General features: G+C 54.2%; 15 protein-coding genes and 2 tRNA genes. 1 reads left to right on the top strand and 16 read right to left on the bottom strand.

The features are described from left to right. Positions 1–70 precede the first annotated feature (70 nt). From mtr to NQ230_RS03110, 12 genes are all read right to left on the bottom strand, one after another. A complete protein-coding gene (gene mtr / locus NQ230_RS03165; RefSeq protein WP_063143618.1) occupies positions 71–1,315 on the bottom strand; it encodes a tryptophan permease in 1,245 nt (414 codons plus the stop codon). A 142-nt stretch (positions 1,316–1,457) separates the two neighbouring features. Next, the gene (locus NQ230_RS03160) at positions 1,458–3,353 is read right to left on the bottom strand and encodes a DEAD/DEAH family ATP-dependent RNA helicase (protein WP_121424758.1); all 1,896 of its coding nucleotides are present in this window, start codon (positions 3,351–3,353) and stop codon (positions 1,458–1,460) included. Then, positions 3,346–3,426 (bottom strand): protein YrbN, encoded by an 81-nt coding sequence (gene yrbN, locus NQ230_RS03155; protein ID WP_097397692.1) that lies wholly within the window; start codon positions 3,424–3,426, stop codon positions 3,346–3,348. The genes NQ230_RS03160 and yrbN overlap by 8 nt, the downstream gene beginning before the upstream one ends. Before the next feature lie 108 nt (positions 3,427–3,534). Next, complete coding sequence (nlpI, locus tag NQ230_RS03150; RefSeq protein ID WP_023309331.1) at positions 3,535–4,419, bottom strand: lipoprotein NlpI; 885 nt, start codon at positions 4,417–4,419, stop codon at positions 3,535–3,537. Positions 4,420–4,527: 108 nt separating this feature from the next. Further along, on the bottom strand, positions 4,528–6,666 hold the full coding sequence (pnp, locus tag NQ230_RS03145; RefSeq protein ID WP_121424759.1) for a polyribonucleotide nucleotidyltransferase: 2,139 nt from the start codon (positions 6,664–6,666) through the stop codon (positions 4,528–4,530). Positions 6,667–6,908: 242 nt separating this feature from the next. Next, positions 6,909–7,178: a 30S ribosomal protein S15 gene (rpsO, locus tag NQ230_RS03140; RefSeq protein WP_003861789.1), complete on the bottom strand. Its 270-nt coding sequence runs from the start codon at positions 7,176–7,178 to the stop codon at positions 6,909–6,911. Between the two features lie 154 nt (positions 7,179–7,332). Continuing rightward, positions 7,333–8,283, bottom strand: a complete 951-nt coding sequence (gene truB, locus NQ230_RS03135) for a tRNA pseudouridine(55) synthase TruB (protein WP_159514995.1) — start codon at positions 8,281–8,283, stop codon at positions 7,333–7,335. Beyond that, positions 8,283–8,687, bottom strand: a complete 405-nt coding sequence (gene rbfA / locus NQ230_RS03130) for a 30S ribosome-binding factor RbfA (RefSeq protein ID WP_003024988.1) — start codon at positions 8,685–8,687, stop codon at positions 8,283–8,285. Before rbfA ends, truB begins: the two co-directional genes overlap by 1 nt. A gap of 106 nt (positions 8,688–8,793) precedes the next feature. Beyond that, positions 8,794–11,481: a translation initiation factor IF-2 gene (gene infB, locus NQ230_RS03125; RefSeq protein WP_121424761.1), complete on the bottom strand. Its 2,688-nt coding sequence runs from the start codon at positions 11,479–11,481 to the stop codon at positions 8,794–8,796. A 24-nt stretch (positions 11,482–11,505) separates the two neighbouring features. Further along, positions 11,506–13,008, bottom strand: a complete 1,503-nt coding sequence (gene nusA / locus NQ230_RS03120) for a transcription termination factor NusA (protein ID WP_063143573.1) — start codon at positions 13,006–13,008, stop codon at positions 11,506–11,508. A gap of 28 nt (positions 13,009–13,036) precedes the next feature. After that, a complete protein-coding gene (rimP, locus tag NQ230_RS03115) occupies positions 13,037–13,489 on the bottom strand; it encodes a ribosome maturation factor RimP (protein ID WP_032639709.1) in 453 nt (150 codons plus the stop codon). A 207-nt stretch (positions 13,490–13,696) separates the two neighbouring features. Continuing rightward, a tRNA-Met gene (locus NQ230_RS03110) sits at positions 13,697–13,773 on the bottom strand. Between the two features lie 287 nt (positions 13,774–14,060). Here NQ230_RS03110 and argG point away from each other — a divergent pair. Next, a complete protein-coding gene (argG, locus tag NQ230_RS03105) occupies positions 14,061–15,407 on the top strand; it encodes an argininosuccinate synthase (RefSeq protein WP_024906366.1) in 1,347 nt (448 codons plus the stop codon). 191 nt (positions 15,408–15,598) lie between these two features. On the opposite strand, the gene NQ230_RS03100 is transcribed toward argG, so the two are convergent. From NQ230_RS03100 to folP, 4 genes are all read right to left on the bottom strand, one after another. Beyond that, a tRNA-Leu gene (locus NQ230_RS03100) sits at positions 15,599–15,685 on the bottom strand. Positions 15,686–15,694: 9 nt separating this feature from the next. Further along, entirely contained in the window at positions 15,695–16,027 is a 333-nt protein-coding gene (gene secG, locus NQ230_RS03095) for a preprotein translocase subunit SecG (RefSeq protein ID WP_023333590.1), read from the bottom strand. 223 nt (positions 16,028–16,250) lie between these two features. Continuing rightward, on the bottom strand, positions 16,251–17,588 hold the full coding sequence (gene glmM / locus NQ230_RS03090; RefSeq protein WP_121424771.1) for a phosphoglucosamine mutase: 1,338 nt from the start codon (positions 17,586–17,588) through the stop codon (positions 16,251–16,253). Further along, entirely contained in the window at positions 17,581–18,429 is an 849-nt protein-coding gene (gene folP, locus NQ230_RS03085; RefSeq protein WP_045329744.1) for a dihydropteroate synthase, read from the bottom strand. The genes glmM and folP overlap by 8 nt, the downstream gene beginning before the upstream one ends. Between the last annotated feature and the right edge of the window lie 60 nt (positions 18,430–18,489).

Here is an 18,489-nt window from a genome sequence, read left to right as displayed (position 1 = left end):
CGCTACGCTTACCGGGCCTACGGGATCGCGTAGGCCGGATAAGGCGTAGCCGCCATCCGGCACAAAAGACTCACTGATACACAGGCAACAGGTTAAAACTCGACAGCACGTGTACCAGGGCATTGCCAGCACCAAACACCAGGATCAGCGCAATCATCGGCTTGCCGCCCCACACGCGGAATTTCGGGCTGCCGAAGCGTTTACGTGATTTACGTGCCAGCAGCGCTGGCACAATCGCCGCCCAGATAGTTGCCGCCAGCCCTGCATAGCCGATGGCGTACAGGAAGCCGTTCGGCCACAGCAGGCCGCCCACAATCGGTGGCAGGAAGGTCAGCAGCGCGGTTTTAAAACGCCCCATCGCAGAATCATCAAAGCCGAACAGATCCGCCAGGTAGTCAAACAGGCCCAGGGTTACGCCGAGGAAAGAGCTCGCCACCGCAAAGTTAGAGAAGATAACCAGCAGCAGATCCAGGCTGCGGCTGTTCAGCACGCCGCTCAGCGCCTGCACCAGCACGTCGATGTTACCGCCCTTCTGGGCAATGCCGATAAATTCCGGACGCGGGATGTTGCCCATCGTCCCGAGCAGCCAAATCACATACAGCCCCAGCGCCAGCAGCGTGCCGTAGACCAGACACTTCACAATGGTGCGCGGATCTTTGCCGTAGTACTTCATCAGGCTCGGCACGTTACCGTGGTAGCCAAACGACGCAAGACAGAACGGCAGGGTCATCAGCAGGTACGGCGTATAGGAGGTGTTCACTTCGGCAACGTTAAACAGCGTGGCGGGCGTCACGTGCCCCAGCAGGCTGCCGAAGGTCAGGAAGAAGGTGATGACCTTAGCGCCTAATACAATCGCCGTCATGCGGCTCACCGCTTTGGTACTCATCCAGACGATAAACGCCACAGCCAGCGCAAAACACAGCCCCGCCAGACGCGCCGGAACGTTCAGCGACATCTCCGAGAAGGTGTGATGCAGAATCGAGCCGCTCGCCGAAATATACGCATAGGTCAGGATATAGAGCACAAACGCGATGGATAGCCCGTTCACCAGGTTCCAGCCTTTGCCCAGCAAATCTTTGGTAATGGTGTCGAAGCTGGAGCCAATGCGGTAGTTCAGGTTTGCTTCGAGGATCATCAGCCCGGAATGGAGCATGCAGAACCAGGTGAAGACCAGCGCGGCCAGCGACCAGAAGAACCACGCACCGGACATGACCACAGGCAGGGAAAACATCCCGGCACCAATGATGGTTCCGCCGATGATCACCACGCCGCCAAGCAGCGAAGGTGACGTTTGGGTGGTGGTTAGTGTCGCCATACAGCCTTTTCTCCAGTCAATCATGCGGTTCTGCATTTTAATGTGACGCACTGTACCAGTACAAGAGTACAAAAGGAATAAAAAAAGCCCCGATAGCGTTTATCGGGGCTGTATATTTTACTTTACGTCAGAAGAGTGAGGCTTACGCGTCACCGAAACGGCGACGGCTGGTGCCTTCTTCACGACGTGGGCCGCGGTTTTCGCGACGCTCGCCGGAGAAACGACGACCTTCACCACCGCGACCTTCGCTGCGGCCGCCTTCACGACGCTCGCCACCGAAGCTGCGACCACCGCCACGACGTTCACCACCGCGGTCTGGACGTGGCTGTGCATCGCCCATCAGCTGCATGTTCATCGGTTTGTTCAGGATGCGGGTACGCGTAAAGTGCTGCAGCACTTCGCCCGGCATGCCTTTTGGCAGCTCGATGGTAGAGTGGGATGCGAACAGCTTGATGTTACCGATGTAACGGCTGCTGATGTCGCCTTCGTTAGCGATCGCGCCAACGATGTGACGAACTTCAACGCCATCATCACGGCCCACTTCAATGCGGTACAGTTCCATATCACCCGCGTCACGACGTTCACGACGTGGACGGTCTTCACCACCACGCTCTGGACGGTCACCACGTGGGCCACGGTCATTGCGGTCGCCACGACGTTCGAAGCGATCGTCACGGTCACGGAATTCACGCTTAGGACGCATCGGCGCATCTGGTGGCACGATCAGGCTACGTTCGCCCTGAGCCATTTTCAGCAGTGCTGCAGCCAGGGTTTCCATGTCCAGCTCTTCGCCTTCAGCGGTAGGCTGAATCTGCGACAGCAGCGCACGGTACTGATCCAGATCGCTGCTTTCCAGCTGCTGCTGTACTTTCGCGGCGAATTTTTCCAGACGGCGTTTGCCCAGCAGATCTGCGTTTGGCAGGTCAGCTTCTGGAATGGTCAGCTTCATGGTGCGTTCAATGTTACGCAGCAGACGACGCTCGCGGTTCTCAACGAACAGCAGCGCGCGGCCAGCACGACCCGCACGACCGGTACGGCCGATACGGTGAACGTAAGACTCGGAATCCATCGGGATGTCGTAGTTCACAACCAGGCTGATACGCTCAACGTCCAGACCACGTGCTGCCACGTCGGTTGCAATCAGGATATCCAGACGACCGTCTTTCAGACGCTCCAGAGTCTGCTCACGCAGGGCCTGGTTCATGTCGCCGTTCAGCGCTGCGCTGTTGTAGCCGCTACGCTCCAGGGCTTCAGCCACTTCCAGAGTCGCGTTTTTGGTACGCACGAAGATAATCGCCGCATCAAAATCTTCCGCTTCCAGGAAACGTACCAGCGCTTCGTTTTTGCGCATGCCGTACACAGACCAGTAGCTCTGGCTGATGTCCGGGCGAGTGGTTACGCTGGACTGAATACGCACTTCCTGAGGATCTTTCATGAAGCGCTTGGTGATACGACGAATCGCTTCTGGCATGGTGGCAGAGAACAGCGCGGTCTGATGACCGTCCGGGATCTGCGCCATGATGGTTTCGACGTCTTCGATGAAGCCCATACGCAGCATTTCATCTGCTTCATCCAGTACCAGGCCGCTCAGTTTAGAGAGGTCCAGAGTACCGCGCTTCAGGTGATCCAGCAGACGGCCCGGCGTACCGACAACAATCTGTGGGCCCTGGCGCAGGGCGCGTAACTGCACGTCATAACGCTGGCCGCCGTACAGGGCTACCACGTTTACGCCGCGCATATGTTTAGAGAATTCCGTCATTGCTTCTGCAACCTGAACAGCCAGTTCACGGGTTGGAGCCAGGACGAGGATCTGCGGTGCACGCAGGTCCGGATCAATGTTGTTCAGCAGCGGCAGCGAGAATGCTGCAGTTTTACCGCTACCAGTCTGGGCCATGCCCAGCACGTCACGACCAGAAAGCAGGTGTGGGATACACTCAGCCTGGATCGGAGATGGTTTTTCGTAACCCAGATCGTTAAGGGCTTCAAGGATAGGAGCCTTCAGGCCCAGATCTGCAAAAGTGGTTTCGAATTCAGCCATGTAGTACAAGTGCCTCGATATTAATGGCGGCCAGTCTACTTAGCTCATCGTGAAAATGATTAGCAATTTTCATTGAAAAGTGTGAACCGGCTCAAAGTAGGTGTATTGACGAACAACAACGCCCTCACCAGTTAAGGTGATGGCAATCAAAAAGATTACGGGCTGATGTTTATGTCGTCAGCTATTGCTGGTCCGATTCTGCCAGGTCGTCATGCTCCTGGCCCAAGAGCGATAATTCCAACAATGCATAACGGTGCTCAACGAAGTTGTGTACGTTGTTAGCAACCGCTAATTTGAACAGTGCCGTAGCGCTGTCCATATCCCCCAGACTTAGGTAGTACTTACCTAAATAGAAGTTGGTTTCACTGAGATGCTCAGCGAGCGAGGTGTTATCCGTTGCGTCCGCCTTGAGGCGTTCCATCAGCGTTGCTTCGCTAATGTTGCCCAGGTAGAACTCGACAATGTTCCATCCCCACTGTTCCTTGTCCGATTTATCGAAGCGCTGTTTCAGTGCCTCTTTTGCCTGCTTCTCATCGAGCTTCCGCTCAACGATGTAAAGCCACAGGCTACGGAAAGGATCATTAGGATCGTCTTGATAAAACGCCAGCAGATCATCTTGCGCTAACTTATCACGACCGCCGTAATACAGTGCGATACCGCGATTCAAGTGCGCGTAGTTGTAAGTTGGATCAAGCTCAAGTACAGAATCAAACGCTTCATAGGCAGCATCAAAATTGCCTGCCTGCGTTAAATAAATGCCTAAGTAATTGAATACTTCAGGCATATCAGGTCGGATAGCCAGCGCTTGTGAAAAATCATTTCGCGCCAATGCCCTCAGACCGAGACTATCATACAACACTCCGCGCTCATATAAAAGCTGTGCGCGTTCTTCATCGGTTAAAGCCCGACTGGCAAGAATTTGTTCCATGCGTGCCAGAATCACTTCCTGCTGCAAAGTCGGTTGCAATGGCACTGCGAGGACTTCGCTCTTACGCCAGGCAGAGTTGCTGCATCCTGCCAGCGTTAAAGCTGTCGCAACGAAACACCAGCGCAAAAAAGGCTTCATTTCCCACTCCCGAAGACAACTATTGGATGAACGTCCTGTCCCCCGGCGGCTTAACAAGGCGTCCTGCCTGATAATAGGCCCTCCGCAAAGCGGAGGGCAAATGGCAACTTACTCGCCTTGCTGTTCTGCTGCCTGTGCTTCTGGCGCAGCAGCTGGCTGAGACTGCTCGGTTGCTTCTTTAATGCTCAGACGGATACGGCCCTGGCGATCAACTTCCAGAACTTTCACCGGGACTTCCTGACCCATCTGCAGGTAATCGGTCACTTTCTCAACGCGCTTGTCAGCGATCTGAGAGATGTGAACCAGACCTTCTTTACCGCCACCGATGGCAACGAACGCGCCAAAGTCAACGATACGGGTCACTTTACCTGCGTAGACGCGGCCCACTTCGATCTCTGCAGTGATTTCTTCGATGCGACGGATAGCGAATTTCGCTTTCTCGCCGTCGGTTGCTGCGATCTTCACAGTACCGTCATCTTCGATTTCGATCGTGGTGCCAGTCTCTTCGGTCAGCGCACGGATTACGGAACCGCCCTTACCGATAACATCTTTGATCTTGTCTGGATTGATCTTGATGGTGTGGATACGTGGAGCGAACTGAGAAATGTCGCCACGCGGCGCGTTAATCGCCTGTTCCATCACGCCCAGGATGTGCAGACGCGCACCTTTAGCCTGGTTCAGAGCAACCTGCATGATCTCTTTGGTAATACCTTCAATTTTGATATCCATCTGCAGCGCAGAGATACCTTCGCGGGAACCCGCTACTTTGAAGTCCATATCGCCCAGGTGGTCTTCGTCGCCCAGAATGTCAGACAGAACAACGAAGTTGTCGCCTTCTTTCACCAGACCCATTGCGATACCCGCAACGGCGGCTTTGATTGGCACGCCTGCATCCATCAGCGCCAGAGAGGCACCACACACGGAAGCCATGGAAGAGGAACCGTTGGATTCGGTGATTTCAGAAACCACACGAACGGTGTACGGGAATTTGTCAGCTTCTGGCATCACTGCCAGCACGCCGCGCTTCGCCAGACGACCGTGACCAATTTCACGACGCTTCGGCGAGCCAACCATACCGGTTTCACCTACGGAGTACGGAGGGAAGTTATAGTGGAACAGGAAGCTGTCAGTACGCTCGCCCATCAGTTCGTCGATGTTCTGTGCGTCACGTGCGGTACCCAGGGTCGCGGTAACCAGCGCCTGCGTTTCGCCACGGGTGAACAGCGCGGAACCGTGAGTACGTGGCAGAACGCCAGTACGCACATCCAGACCACGGATCATGTCTTTTTCGCGGCCATCGATACGCGGCTCGCCTGCCAGTACGCGGCTACGAACAACGTTTTTCTCGATAGCGTGCAGGATGTCGCTCAGTTCGTTAGCGTCCAGCGCTTCGTCTTCAGCAACCAGCGTCGCGATAGTTTCAGACTTGATCACGTCAACCTGAGCGTAACGCTCCTGCTTGTCAGTGATGCGGTATGCATCGCTCAGACGAGATTCTGCCAGGGCTGCAACGCGTGCGTTCAGCGCGTCGTTTGCCGCTTCTGGCTGCCAGTCCCAACGTGGTTTACCGGCTTCTTTCACCAGGTCGTTGATGTTCTGGATAACGATTTGCTGCTGCTCGTGGCCAAATACCACAGCGCCCAGCATCTGGTCTTCGCTCAGCAACTCAGCTTCGGATTCAACCATCAGCACAGCGGCTTCAGTACCCGCAACAACCAGGTCCAACTTACTTTCTTTCAGCTCTTCCTGAGTTGGGTTCAGCACGTACTGGTCGTTGATGTAGCCAACGCGCGCGGCACCGATTGGGCCATTGAATGGAATACCAGACAGTGACAGGGCAGCAGATGCGCCGATCATGGCAACGATGTCCGGGTTAACCTGTGGGTTAACGGAAACAACGGTCGCGATCACCTGTACTTCGTTAACGAAGCCTTCCGGGAACAGCGGACGAACCGGGCGGTCAATCAGACGCGCAATCAGGGTTTCGCCTTCGCTTGGACGGCCTTCACGACGGAAGAAACCACCCGGGATTTTACCGGCAGCGTAGGTACGCTCCTGGTAGTTAACGGTCAGCGGGAAGAAGTCCTGACCTGGTTTAGCTTTTTTCTGACCAACAACGGTAACGAATACCGCAGTGTCATCCATGCTTACCATAACGGCAGCAGTAGCCTGACGTGCCATCATGCCGGTTTCCAGCGTGACGGTATGTTGACCATACTGGAATTTACGAACGATCGGATTCAGCAAAGTTCTGTCCTTTCTTAAATGTTTGACAGCACACCACCGGTGTGCTGTCGATTTAACCCGACCTTCTTCGCATCCTCGCGACTAATGACAACCAACACCCCCATGGGTGAAGCCTCTCATTAGCCGCGCGAACCTCTGCAATGAAGATCATTTATAGCAACAATACAATAGTTTCCAGTGAATTGCTGCCGTCTGGTTGAAAAAAGGGGCCATCAGGCCCCCTTTTCTGAAACTCGCAAGACTTAGCGACGCAGACCCAGACGCTCGATCAGCGCGGTGTAGCGTGCAACATCTTTACGTTTCAGGTAGTCGAGCAGTTTACGACGCTGAGAAACCATACGCAGCAGACCACGACGGCTGTGGTGATCTTTTTTGTGCTCTGCAAAGTGACCCTGCAGGTGGTTAATCTGTGCAGTCAGCAGTGCAACCTGAACTTCGGTAGAACCGCTGTCGTTAGTACCACGACCAAACTCAGAAACGATTTTAGCTTTAGCTTCAACGCTTAGAGACATTTTCAAACTCCAAAGTATAAAGAATGTAAGGATGCCGATCTCTAATTCAGCAATCCAATGTACGCCCCGCAGATTGTTAAACAATTTACCAGGCGTTAAGCGGCGATATTCTACTCGTCTCCCCTGCTTATCGCAAGGTGAGCCGTTATCACCGTCACGCGTCGACCGGATATTCGACGACCAGACGACGCGGCGCAACGCGACCTTCGCCGTCCATTTCGCCCATACCGATGAATTTCCCTTCGTCACCTTCGGTCACGCGTACCAGTCCTTCCAGCGGCGCTTGTGCCGTACGAACCGGGTTGCCGTTCTTAAAGTAAACGGACGATGTTAAAGGAAGATTAACAACCGGGAAGTCCGCTGCCGGACTGTCCATCGGCATCAGCAATGGATCCAGCAAATCTGCCGGCGCGATCCCCTGCGCTTCCGCCTGTTCAACCAGCGCGTGCAGATGTTCCAGGGTCACCATCCGCTCCACCGGGTATTTGCTCACCGCCAGACGACGCAGGTAGATCACATGCGCGCCGCAGCCCAGCTTTTCACCGAGGTCGTCGATGATGGTGCGAATATAGGTGCCTTTCGAACAGTGCACTTCCAGCTCCAGCTCATCGCCTTCATGGCGAATAAACAGCAGCTCGTACACGGTTATCGGGCGGGCTTCACGCGGGACGTCAATGCCCTGGCGCGCATATTCGTAGAGCTTCTTGCCCTGATATTTCAGCGCAGAATACATCGACGGCACCTGCATCGTGTCCCCACGGAAGCTCTCCAGCGCCGCATCAAGCTGTTCCGCGCTGAAGGTCACCGGGCGCTCTTCTACTACCTGGCCGTCCGCGTCGGAGGTGTCCGTGCGCTGGCCCAGTTTAGCGATAACGCGGTAACGCTTATCGGAGTCGAGCAGGTACTGGGAAAACTTTGTCGCCTCTCCCAGGCAGACCGGCAGCATACCGGTTGCCAGCGGATCCAGCGCGCCCGTATGGCCCGCACGGTTGGCGTTATAAATACGCTTAACTTTTTGCAGCACGTCGTTGCTGGAAGCGCCCTGGGGTTTATCCAGCAGCAGCACACCATGCACGTCGCGACCGCGACGACGAGGACGACTCATCAGTCCTCCTTGCTGTCGTCCGCCGGGTTAACACGACGCTCGTCGTCATGTTTAACCACGCTGGTCACCAGGTTGGACATACGCATACCTTCGACCAGCGAGTTATCGTAGAAGAAGGTTAGTTCAGGCACGATACGCAGGCGCATCGCTTTGCCAAGCAGGGAGCGGATGAAGCCAGAGGCTTCCTGCAGCGCTTTAATGCCGTTTTTTACTGCCGCTTCGTCCTGATCGTTCAGGAAGGTGACGAACACTTTTGCATACGCCAGATCGCGGGACATTTCGACACCGGAAACGGTGGTCATCATGCCGACGCGCGGGTCTTTAATTTCACGTTGCAGAATGAGTGCGATCTCTTTCTGCATTTCCTGCGCTACGCGCTGAGGGCGACCAAATTCTTTCGCCATAATAAATTCTCCAGACAAAAAAGGGGCTAAAGCCCCTTTTTTAAATTATTGCCGGGTGGCGCTTCGCTTACCCGGCCTACGCTAAACAATCTTCTGTCGACGAAGATTACGCGATGGTACGCTGAATTTCGATGATCTCGAACACTTCGATCATATCGCCAACGCGAACGTCGTTGTAGTTCTTCACGCCGATACCACATTCCATGCCGTTACGGACTTCGTTAACGTCATCTTTGAAGCGGCGCAGGGATTCCAGCTCGCCTTCGTAGATAACCACGTTGTCACGCAGTACGCGGATTGGGTTGTGACGCTTGATGTTACCTTCGGTAACCATACAGCCCGCGATCGCACCGAATTTCGGTGATTTGAACACGTCACGTACTTCAGCCAGACCGATGATCTGCTGTTTCAGCTCAGGAGACAGCATGCCGCTCATCGCTGCTTTCACTTCGTCGATCAGGTTATAGATGACGGAGTAGTAACGCAGATCCAGGCTTTCGGCTTCAATTACTTTACGCGCAGACGCATCCGCACGAACGTTGAAGCCAACCAGGATAGCGTTGGACGCAGCAGCCAGGGTCGCGTCGGTTTCGGTGATACCACCTACGCCAGAACCGATGATCTTCACTTTCACTTCGTCGGTAGACAGTTTCAGCAAGGAGTCGGAGATCGCTTCCACAGAACCCTGTACGTCAGCTTTCAGAACGATGTTCACTTCGTGAACTTCGCCCTCGGTCATGTTGGCAAACATGTTCTCGAGTTTAGATTTCTGCTGACGAGCCAGTTTAACTTCGCGGAATTTGCCCTGACGATACAGTGCCACTTCACGCGCTTTCTTCTCGTCACGCACAACGGTCACTTCGTCACCGGCAGCCGGAACACCGGACAGACCCAGGATTTCCACTGGAATGGACGGACCCGCTTCCAGAACTTCCTGACCCAGTTCGTTACGCATCGCACGAACGCGGCCGTATTCGAAGCCACACAGAACGATGTCGCCCTTGTTCAGGGTACCTTCACGAACCAGAACGGTTGCAACCGGGCCACGACCTTTATCCAGGAAGGATTCGATCACCGCGCCGCTCGCCATACCATTACGGATCGCTTTCAGCTCCAGAACTTCAGCCTGCAGCAGGATCGCGTTCAGCAGGTCGTCAATACCGGTACCTGCTTTAGCAGATACTGGGATGAACTGCGCTTCACCGCCCCACTCTTCCGGCATAACGCCGTACTGAGACAGTTCGTTCTTCACGCGGTCCAGATCGGCTTCTGGCTTATCGATCTTGTTGACTGCAACAACCAGAGGCACCTGCGCCGCTTTCGCGTGCTGGATAGCTTCGATGGTCTGTGGCATCACGCCGTCGTCTGCTGCGACAACCAGGACAACGATATCCGTCGCCTGAGCACCACGAGCACGCATTGAGGTAAACGCTGCGTGGCCCGGGGTATCCAGGAAGGTGATCATGCCGTTTTCGGTTTCTACGTGGTAAGCACCGATGTGCTGGGTAATACCACCCGCTTCACCAGAGGCAACCTTAGTAGAACGAATGTAGTCAAGCAGAGAGGTTTTACCGTGGTCAACGTGACCCATGATGGTCACAACCGGTGCACGCGGTTCAGCCGCAGCGCCAGTATCACGGTCGCTCATTACTGCTTCTTCGAGCTCGTTTTCACGACGCAGGATAACTTTGTGGCCCATCTCTTCAGCAACCAGCTGTGCGGTTTCCTGATCGATCACCTGGTTGATGGTGGCCATGGCACCCAGTTTCATCATCGCTTTGATGACCTGAGAGCCTTTAACCGCCATCTTGTTCGCCAGATCGCCAACGGTGATGGTTTCGCCAATCACGACGTCACGGTTAACCGCCTGAGCTGGCTTCTGGAAGCCCTGCTGCAGAGCGGAACCTTTACGCTTACCGCCTTTACCGCCGCGAATAGCAGCGCGTGCTTCTTCACGATCAGCTTTGGATTCAGCGTGCTTGTTGCCTTTTTTCGCCGGACGCGCAGCTTTTGCATTACGGCCACGGCCGCGACCGCCTTCAACTTCACGGTCGTTATCATCTTCAGCCTGACGCGCATGCTGAGAAGTGGTCACGTGATAGTCGCTGGTGTCTTCAGTCGGCTCAACGGTATTCACACCATTCTTCTCGTTTTCTTCTGCCATGCGGCGCGCTTCTTCGGCGACGCGGCGAGCTTCTTCTTCCAGCTTACGGCGGGCTTCTTCTTCCGCTTTACGCTTCAGCTCGGCAGCTTCATTTTCACGGCGGGCTTTTTCAGCCTGGGCGGTTTTGGTCATTTCGTCTGTCTGTTGATTGCTCACTTTGTCTTTTTCCGCAGCGTCACGCTTCACTTTATCACTTGCGTCGCGTTTCGCTTTTTCTGCGGCCTCACGTTCAGCTTTTAATTCTGCTTCACGTTTGGCGGTTGCTTCCGCCTCACGCTGAGCTTGTTCTTCCGCTTCACGCTGTGCCTGCTCTTCCGCGGCAAGGCGTTCTGCCTCTTGCGGATCACGTTTTACAAAGGTGCGCGTCTTGCGGACTTCAATTTGTACCGATTTGCTTTTGCCACCGGTACCAGGGATGTTTAACGTGCTACGCGTTTTGCGCTGCAGCGTTAACTTGTCAGGCGTAGAACCGTGTTCACGGTTCAGGTGCGTTAACAAGGTTTGTTTTTCTTGCGCGGTCACCGAGTCATCAGCGGACTTCGGGATCCCTGCATCAGCAAATTGCTGTACCAGGCGGTCCACGGAGGTCTGAATCTCAGCAGCCAGCGATTTTACAGTTACATCAGTCATGCTGTTCCTTCCTGCTACAGTTTATTACGCTTCGTCGCCGAACCAGCAAATATTACGTGCGGCCATGATGAGCTCGCCGGCTTTCTCGTCGGTTAAACCTTCGATATCAGCCAGGTCATCAACGCCTTGCTCAGCGAGATCTTCCAGCGTACAAACACCACGGGCAGCCAGCTTGAACGCAATCGCACGATCAAGACCTTCCAGATTCAGCAGGTCATCAGCCGGCTTCTTATCGCCAAGGCTTTCTTCCTGAGCCAGCGCCAGGGTGGTCAGTGCGTTTTTAGCGCGTTCACGCAGGGCTTCAACAGTCTGTTCATCCAGACCGTCAATTTCCAGCAGCTCTTTCATTGGCACATAGGCCAGTTCTTCCAGCGTAGAGAAACCTTCTTCAACCAGAACAGTGGCGAAGTCTTCGTCAATATCCAGGTATTTAGTGAAGGTATCGATCGCCGCATGGGCTTCAGCCTGATGCTTAGCCTGCAGGTCATCAACGGTCATAACGTTGAGTTCCCAGCCGCTCAGCTGTGACGCCAGGCGTACGTTCTGACCGTTACGGCCGATTGCCTGCGCCAGGTTGCCCGCTTCAACAGCGATATCCATGGTGTGTTTGTCTTCGTCAACAACGATAGACGCCACATCAGCTGGAGCCATTGCGTTGATCACGAACTGCGCCGGGTTGTCATCCCACAGAACGATATCAATACGTTCGCCGCCCAGCTCAGTAGAAACTGCCTGGACACGCGCACCGCGCATACCGACGCAAGCACCGACCGGGTCGATACGCTTGTCGTTGGTTTTCACCGCAATTTTCGCACGGGAGCCCGGATCGCGAGCCGCCGCTTTAATCTCGATAACTTCTTCACCGATTTCCGGTACTTCGATACGGAACAGTTCTACCAGCATTTCTGGTTTAGAACGGGTCACGAACAGCTGTGCGCCACGCGCTTCAGGGCGAACGGCGTACAGAACGCCACGAATACGGTCGCCCGGACGGAAGTTTTCACGCGGCAGCATATCTTCACGCAGGATCACGGCTTCAGCGTTACCCGGCAACCCTTCGGATTTGATCTCCAGGGAGATGTTGTCGCGGTTCACTTTCTTCACCACACCGGTGATGATTTCGCCTTCCTGATCGCGGAACTGATCGACAACCAGCGCGCGCTCGGCTTCGCGAACTTTCTGCACGATAACCTGTTTAGCGGTCTGGGTCGTGATACGGTCGAAGGTGACAGATTCAATCTGATCTTCAACGTACTCGCCTACGTTCAGACTTTCGTCTTCAAAACGGGCGGCTTCCAGCGTGATCTCTTTGGTCGGCTGGGTCACTTCTTCTACGATTACCCAACGACGGAATGTATCGAAGTCACCGCTTTTACGATCGATTTCTACGCGAACATCGATCTCTTGTTCGTATTTTTTCTTGGTTGCAGTAGCCAGTGCACTTTCCAGCGCTTCGAAAATCTTCTCACGCGGCAGTGATTTCTCGTTGGAGACGGCTTCAACAACAGCCAAAATTTCTTTGTTCATCGCGGGCTTTTCACCTCAATCCAGACTGTTAAAAGTGGGGAACCAGGTTCGCCTTCTGGATATTACTCAGCGCGAACACTTCATCTTTGCCGTCGACTGTCACCGTGATCATTTCACCATCAACGGCTTTGATAATTCCCTGCCATTTACGGCGGTTCTGTACGGCCATACGCAGAACGAGAGCCACTTCTTCACCGGTAAAGCGCACGTAGTGCTCGGCCGTGAACATCGGGCGATCGAGGCCAGGTGAGGAAACTTCCAGGTTGTACGCAACGGTAATCGGGTCTTCAACATCAAGAACCGCACTCACCTGGTGGCTGACATCAGCACAATCATCAACATTGATGCCATCTTCACTATCAATATAGATGCGCAGCGTCGATGTACGGCCGCGAACGAATTCGATGCCGACCAGTTCGTAGCCCAGTGCTTCGACCGGTGCAGTAATCATCTCTGTTAATTTTTGCTCTAATGTGGACAAGCCCACCCCCAAGACATAAAAAAAGGGCGTAAAGCCCAGTTATTCTGTAGTCAGATAACAAAAAACCCCGATAAATCGGGGCTTTAGATAACTGAACCCTATAGCCACAACTGTGGCCTGGAGCACTTTCCGAAAGAATTTTTTCAAATCCAGCTACGAAGGCTCTAAGTCTTCACAGTATATTTGAAAAAGAACTTTATGGGAAAGTGGTTGCGGGGGCCGGATTTGAACCGACGACCTTCGGGTTATGAGCCCGACGAGCTACCAGGCTGCTCCACCCCGCGCCTGAAACGTGGCAAATTCTACGCGTTTTGGACAGAATTTGCAAATAATGCTGGGATTTGGTACCGAAGACGGGACGTAAAATCGGCGTTTAGTATATTGATAGTTGACCCCACCTGTCAACCCAACTTCCGCCAGAGCGATCAGACCAAAATTTTTACAAAAAACGCACGACTCTCTTCCGGTCTTCGCCAAAAGATGATTAAATGAATACTCACTTATTTTGCATAAAAATGCACAAGAGAGCGAAAGCGGTCTCTAATCAGTCAATCAAGCAGGGTTTTATTCTATGACGACGATTCTCAAGCATCTTCCGGTTGGACAACGTATTGGCATCGCTTTCTCAGGTGGCCTGGATACCAGCGCTGCACTGCTGTGGATGCGCCAGAAGGGAGCGGTTCCGTATGCCTATACTGCGAACCTGGGTCAGCCGGATGAGGACGACTATGATGCCATTCCTCGTCGCGCTAAAGAGTATGGTGCAGAGAACGCGCGCCTGATTGACTGCCGTAAGCAACTGGTCGCTGAAGGTATCGCGGCTATTCAGTGTGGTGCGTTCCATAACACCACCGGCGGCCTGACCTATTTCAACACCACCCCGCTGGGCCGTGCGGTCACCGGCACCATGCTGGTTGCTGCGATGAAAGAAGACGGCGTCAATATCTGGGGTGACGGTAGCACCTATAAAGGTAACGATATTGAACGTTTCTATCGTTATGGCCTGCTGACCAACGCCGAACTGCAGATCTACAAGCCGTGGCTGGACACCGACTTCATCGACGAGCTGGGTGGCCGCCATGAGATGTCCGAGTTTATGATCGCCTGCGGTTTCGACTATAAGATGTCGGTCGAGAAAGCCTATTCCACCGACTCCAACATGCTGGGCGCGACGCACGAAGCGAAAGACCTGGAATTCCTGAACTCCAGCGTGAAGATCGTTAACCCGATCATGGGCGTGAAGTTCTGGGACGAGAACGTCAAAATCCAGGCTGAAGAAGTGACCGTGCGTTTCGAACGCGGCCATCCGGTTGCGCTGAACGGTAAAACCTTCTCTGATGATGTTGAGCTGATGCTGGAAGCTAACCGTATTGGCGGTCGTCACGGTCTGGGCATGAGCGATCAGATTGAAAACCGCATCATCGAAGCGAAAAGCCGCGGCATCTATGAAGCCCCGGGAATGGCGCTGCTGCACATCGCATACGAGCGTCTGCTGACCGGCATTCACAACGAAGACACCATTGAGCAGTACCACTCTCATGGCCGTCAGCTGGGTAAACTGCTGTATCAGGGCCGCTGGTTCGATCCACAGGCGCTGATGCTGCGCGATGCGCTGCAGCGTTGGGTGGCAAGCGCGATCACCGGTGAAGTGACGCTGGAACTGCGCCGCGGTAACGACTACTCCATCCTGAATACCGTGTCTGACAACCTGACCTATAAAGCAGAGCGTCTGACCATGGAGAAAGGTGAGTCCGTGTTCTCGCCGGACGATCGTATCGGTCAGCTGACCATGCGTAATCTGGACATCACCGATACCCGCGAGAAGCTGTTCAACTATGTTGAGAATGGCCTGCTCTCCGCCAGTTCCGGTAACGGCCTGCCGCAGGTTGAAAACCTGGAACACAGCGATAAGAAGTAATCGCTGATGTAACATGCAAAAGGCGCCCACAGGGCGCCTTTTTTATTTTGATTTTCGTAGGCCCGGTAAGCGCAGCGCCACCGGGCAACATGGCGGGTGGCGCTGCGCTTACCCGCCCTACAAAAGATCGGAGATCTCGCAGTCTACAGACGAAAAAAAAGACGTCTTTCGACGTCTTTTTTCTGGAATATTGGTACCGAGGATGGGACTCGAACCCACAAGCCCGTTAGGGCACTACCACCTCAAGGTAGCGTGTCTACCAATTCCACCACCTCGGTACAGAATACTTAGTGCGGGATATCGCTGGTTGGCTTAGCCGGTGCAGCTGGCTGAGTCTGCTCAGTTTTCGCTGGCGCGCTCAGGTTTTCCCACTCGCTTCCTTTGCTGGTCTTATTGCTGTTGATATTGCCAAGCACCAGACTGATGATGAAGAACAGCGTAGCCAGAATCGCCGTTGTGCGGGTCATGAAGTTCGCAGAACCACTTGAGCCAAACAGTGTACCGGAAGCGCCTGCTCCGAAGGAGGCTCCCATATCAGCGCCTTTACCTTGCTGCAGCATAATCAGCGCTACGAGAGCGATGGCTACAATAAGGAAAATAACTAAAAGAGCTTCGTACATAATCAACCTGTTCCTTGCGGATTTGCCGCATACCAATGCTTCGACCAATTAGCAGGATTTTTGTTTCCCACTGAAGCGGGTGTGAATACTAACCAAAGCGAATGACCTTCGCAAGGGCATTTTTGACGCATTGTATCAACTGCGGAAAAAAACAGCAAAAAGCCATAAATTGCTTAAAACAAAGGCGGCAAACGCCGCCTTTTTAAACATTTAGCGTGCAAGATTATGCAGCTTTCACGGCATCCGCAATACGGTGTGCAAATTCGGTTACCTGCGCTTCGTCTTCACCTTCCACCATCACGCGGATCAGCGGTTCGGTACCGGACTTACGCAGCAGCACGCGTCCACGAGTGCCCAGGGCCGCTTCAACGTCAGCCATCACCGCTTTGACGTTCTCATTTTCCAGCGGATCGCCTTTACCGGCAGTGAAACGTACGTTTACCAGGATCTGTGGGAACATTTTCATCCCACTGCACAGATCGTGCAGGCTCATATGGTTGCGCGCCATCGCGGCAACCACCTGCAGCGCGGCCACGATACCGTCACCGGTGGTGGTTTTGTCGAGCAGGATCACGTGACCCGAGTTTTCTGCACCGATGCGCCAGCCCTTCTCCTGCAGTTTTTCCAGCACATAGCGGTCACCCACTTTCGCGCGGACAAACGGAATACCGAGCTGTTTCAGTGCCAGTTCCAGCCCCATGTTACTCATCAGGGTACCCACCGCACCACCGCGCAGCTGGCCCTGACGCAGACCTTCACGTGCAATGATGTAGAGGATCTGATCGCCGTCGACCTTGTTACCTTCGTGGTCGACCATGATCACGCGGTCACCGTCGCCGTCCAGGGCAATACCCAGATCGGCTTTCTCTGCCAGAACACGCGCCTGCAGGGCACGAACATCAGTTGCCCCTACCTGCTCGTTAATGTTCAGACCATCCGGCTCGCAGCCAATGGTGATCACTTTCGCACCCAGCTCGCGGAAGACATTCGGGGCGATGTGATAGGTCGCGCCGTTTGCACAGTCCACCACAATTTTGAGGTGAGCGAGGCTCAGCTCATTCGGGAAGGTGCCTTTACAGAATTCGATATAACGACCCGCCGCATCAACGATACGGTTGGCTTTACCCAGCTCTGCGGAATCAACACATGTGATCTCTTTTTCCATTTCGGCTTCAATAGCCTCTTCTACGTCATCCGGGAGCTTGGTGCCGTCAATGGAGAAGAATTTAATCCCGTTGTCGTAGAACGGGTTGTGAGAAGCCGAGATGACAATCCCCGCTTCCGCACGGAAGGTGCGCGTCAGATACGCGACTGCAGGCGTTGGCATTGGCCCCGTAAAGGAGGCGGACAGTCCGGCCGCCGCCAGACCCGCTTCCAGCGCAGATTCCAGCATATAGCCCGAAATACGGGTGTCTTTACCGATAATGATCTTACGGGAACCATGACGCGCCAGCACTTTACCGGCAGCCCAGCCGAGCTTCAGGACAAAATCAGGGGTGATGGGAGCATCGCCTACACGCCCGCGGATACCATCGGTACCAAAATATTTACGATTACTCATAGCGTTTGTTTTCCTTCGCTGCCAGTGTGGCTTCCACCACACGCATGGCTTCTACTGTTTCTTTGACGTCATGGACACGAATTATGTGCGCACCCTGCATTGCCGCAATCACCGCGCAGGCCAGGCTGCCGCTCAGGCGCTCGCTCGGCCCCACGTTCAGCAACTGCCCAATCATCGACTTTCTCGACATACCCACCAGCAGCGGCAGACCAAAGTGATGGAATTCCGACAGGCGCGCAAGCAACGCATAATTGTGTGAGAGATTTTTACCGAAACCGAACCCCGGGTCGAGCAGCAATTTCTCTTTTGGGATACCTGCACGTTCACAGCGCGCGATATGCTCAATAAAGAAGCGATTCACGTCGGCAAAGACATCGTCATACTTCGGTGCTTCCTGCATGGTTTTCGGCTGGCCCTGCATATGCATCAGGCAGACCGGCAGGCCAGTTTCCGCTGCCGCCTCAATCGCGCCAGGCTCAGTCAGTGAGCGAATGTCATTAATAATGTGAGCGCCCACTCTCGCCACTTCGCGAATCACTTCCGGTTTGGAGGTATCAACGGAGATCCACACTTCAAACCGCTGGGCAATCGCTTCAACCACCGGCACCACACGCGCCAACTCTTCTTCCACAGACACGTCAGCCGCACCAGGACGCGTCGATTCGCCGCCAACGTCAATGATGGTGGCACCCGCATTAATCATTAAATTCGCGTGCTTAACCGCCTCAATAAGCGTGTTGTGCGTGCCGCCGTCAGAGAAGGAGTCAGGGGTAACATTCAGGATCCCCATCACATGGGGATGGGAAAGATCGAGATGCGAGTCCTGAGCGAATAATTTCATGGCGAAATCCCTGATATTTATATCGTTAAACAGAAATGAAAAACCCCGGAGCAAGCTCCA

Source organism: Enterobacter asburiae (assembly GCF_024599655.1).
GTDB lineage: Bacteria > Pseudomonadota > Gammaproteobacteria > Enterobacterales > Enterobacteriaceae > Enterobacter > Enterobacter asburiae_D.
This window is presented reverse-complemented; position numbering and strand designations above follow the sequence as displayed.

What these genes read in the sequence shown, in the direction of transcription:
- infB (WP_121424761.1), bottom strand. Translation starts at nt 11,481, where the DNA reads ATGACTGATGTAACTGTAAAATCGCTGGCTGCTGAGATTCAGACCTCC.
- nlpI (WP_023309331.1), bottom strand. Translation starts at nt 4,419, where the DNA reads ATGAAGCCTTTTTTGCGCTGGTGTTTCGTTGCGACAGCTTTAACGCTG.
- rbfA (WP_003024988.1), bottom strand. Translation starts at nt 8,687, where the DNA reads ATGGCGAAAGAATTTGGTCGCCCTCAGCGCGTAGCGCAGGAAATGCAG.
- argG (WP_024906366.1), top strand. Translation starts at nt 14,061, where the DNA reads ATGACGACGATTCTCAAGCATCTTCCGGTTGGACAACGTATTGGCATC.
- glmM (WP_121424771.1), bottom strand. Translation starts at nt 17,588, where the DNA reads ATGAGTAATCGTAAATATTTTGGTACCGATGGTATCCGCGGGCGTGTA.
- folP (WP_045329744.1), bottom strand. Translation starts at nt 18,429, where the DNA reads ATGAAATTATTCGCTCAGGACTCGCATCTCGATCTTTCCCATCCCCAT.
- truB (WP_159514995.1), bottom strand. Translation starts at nt 8,283, where the DNA reads ATGAGTCGTCCTCGTCGTCGCGGTCGCGACGTGCATGGTGTGCTGCTG.
- nusA (WP_063143573.1), bottom strand. Translation starts at nt 13,008, where the DNA reads ATGAACAAAGAAATTTTGGCTGTTGTTGAAGCCGTCTCCAACGAGAAA.
- rpsO (WP_003861789.1), bottom strand. Translation starts at nt 7,178, where the DNA reads ATGTCTCTAAGCGTTGAAGCTAAAGCTAAAATCGTTTCTGAGTTTGGT.
- yrbN (WP_097397692.1), bottom strand. Translation starts at nt 3,426, where the DNA reads ATGAAAATTGCTAATCATTTTCACGATGAGCTAAGTAGACTGGCCGCC.
- mtr (WP_063143618.1), bottom strand. Translation starts at nt 1,315, where the DNA reads ATGGCGACACTAACCACCACCCAAACGTCACCTTCGCTGCTTGGCGGC.
- secG (WP_023333590.1), bottom strand. Translation starts at nt 16,027, where the DNA reads ATGTACGAAGCTCTTTTAGTTATTTTCCTTATTGTAGCCATCGCTCTC.
- NQ230_RS03160 (WP_121424758.1), bottom strand. Translation starts at nt 3,353, where the DNA reads ATGGCTGAATTCGAAACCACTTTTGCAGATCTGGGCCTGAAGGCTCCT.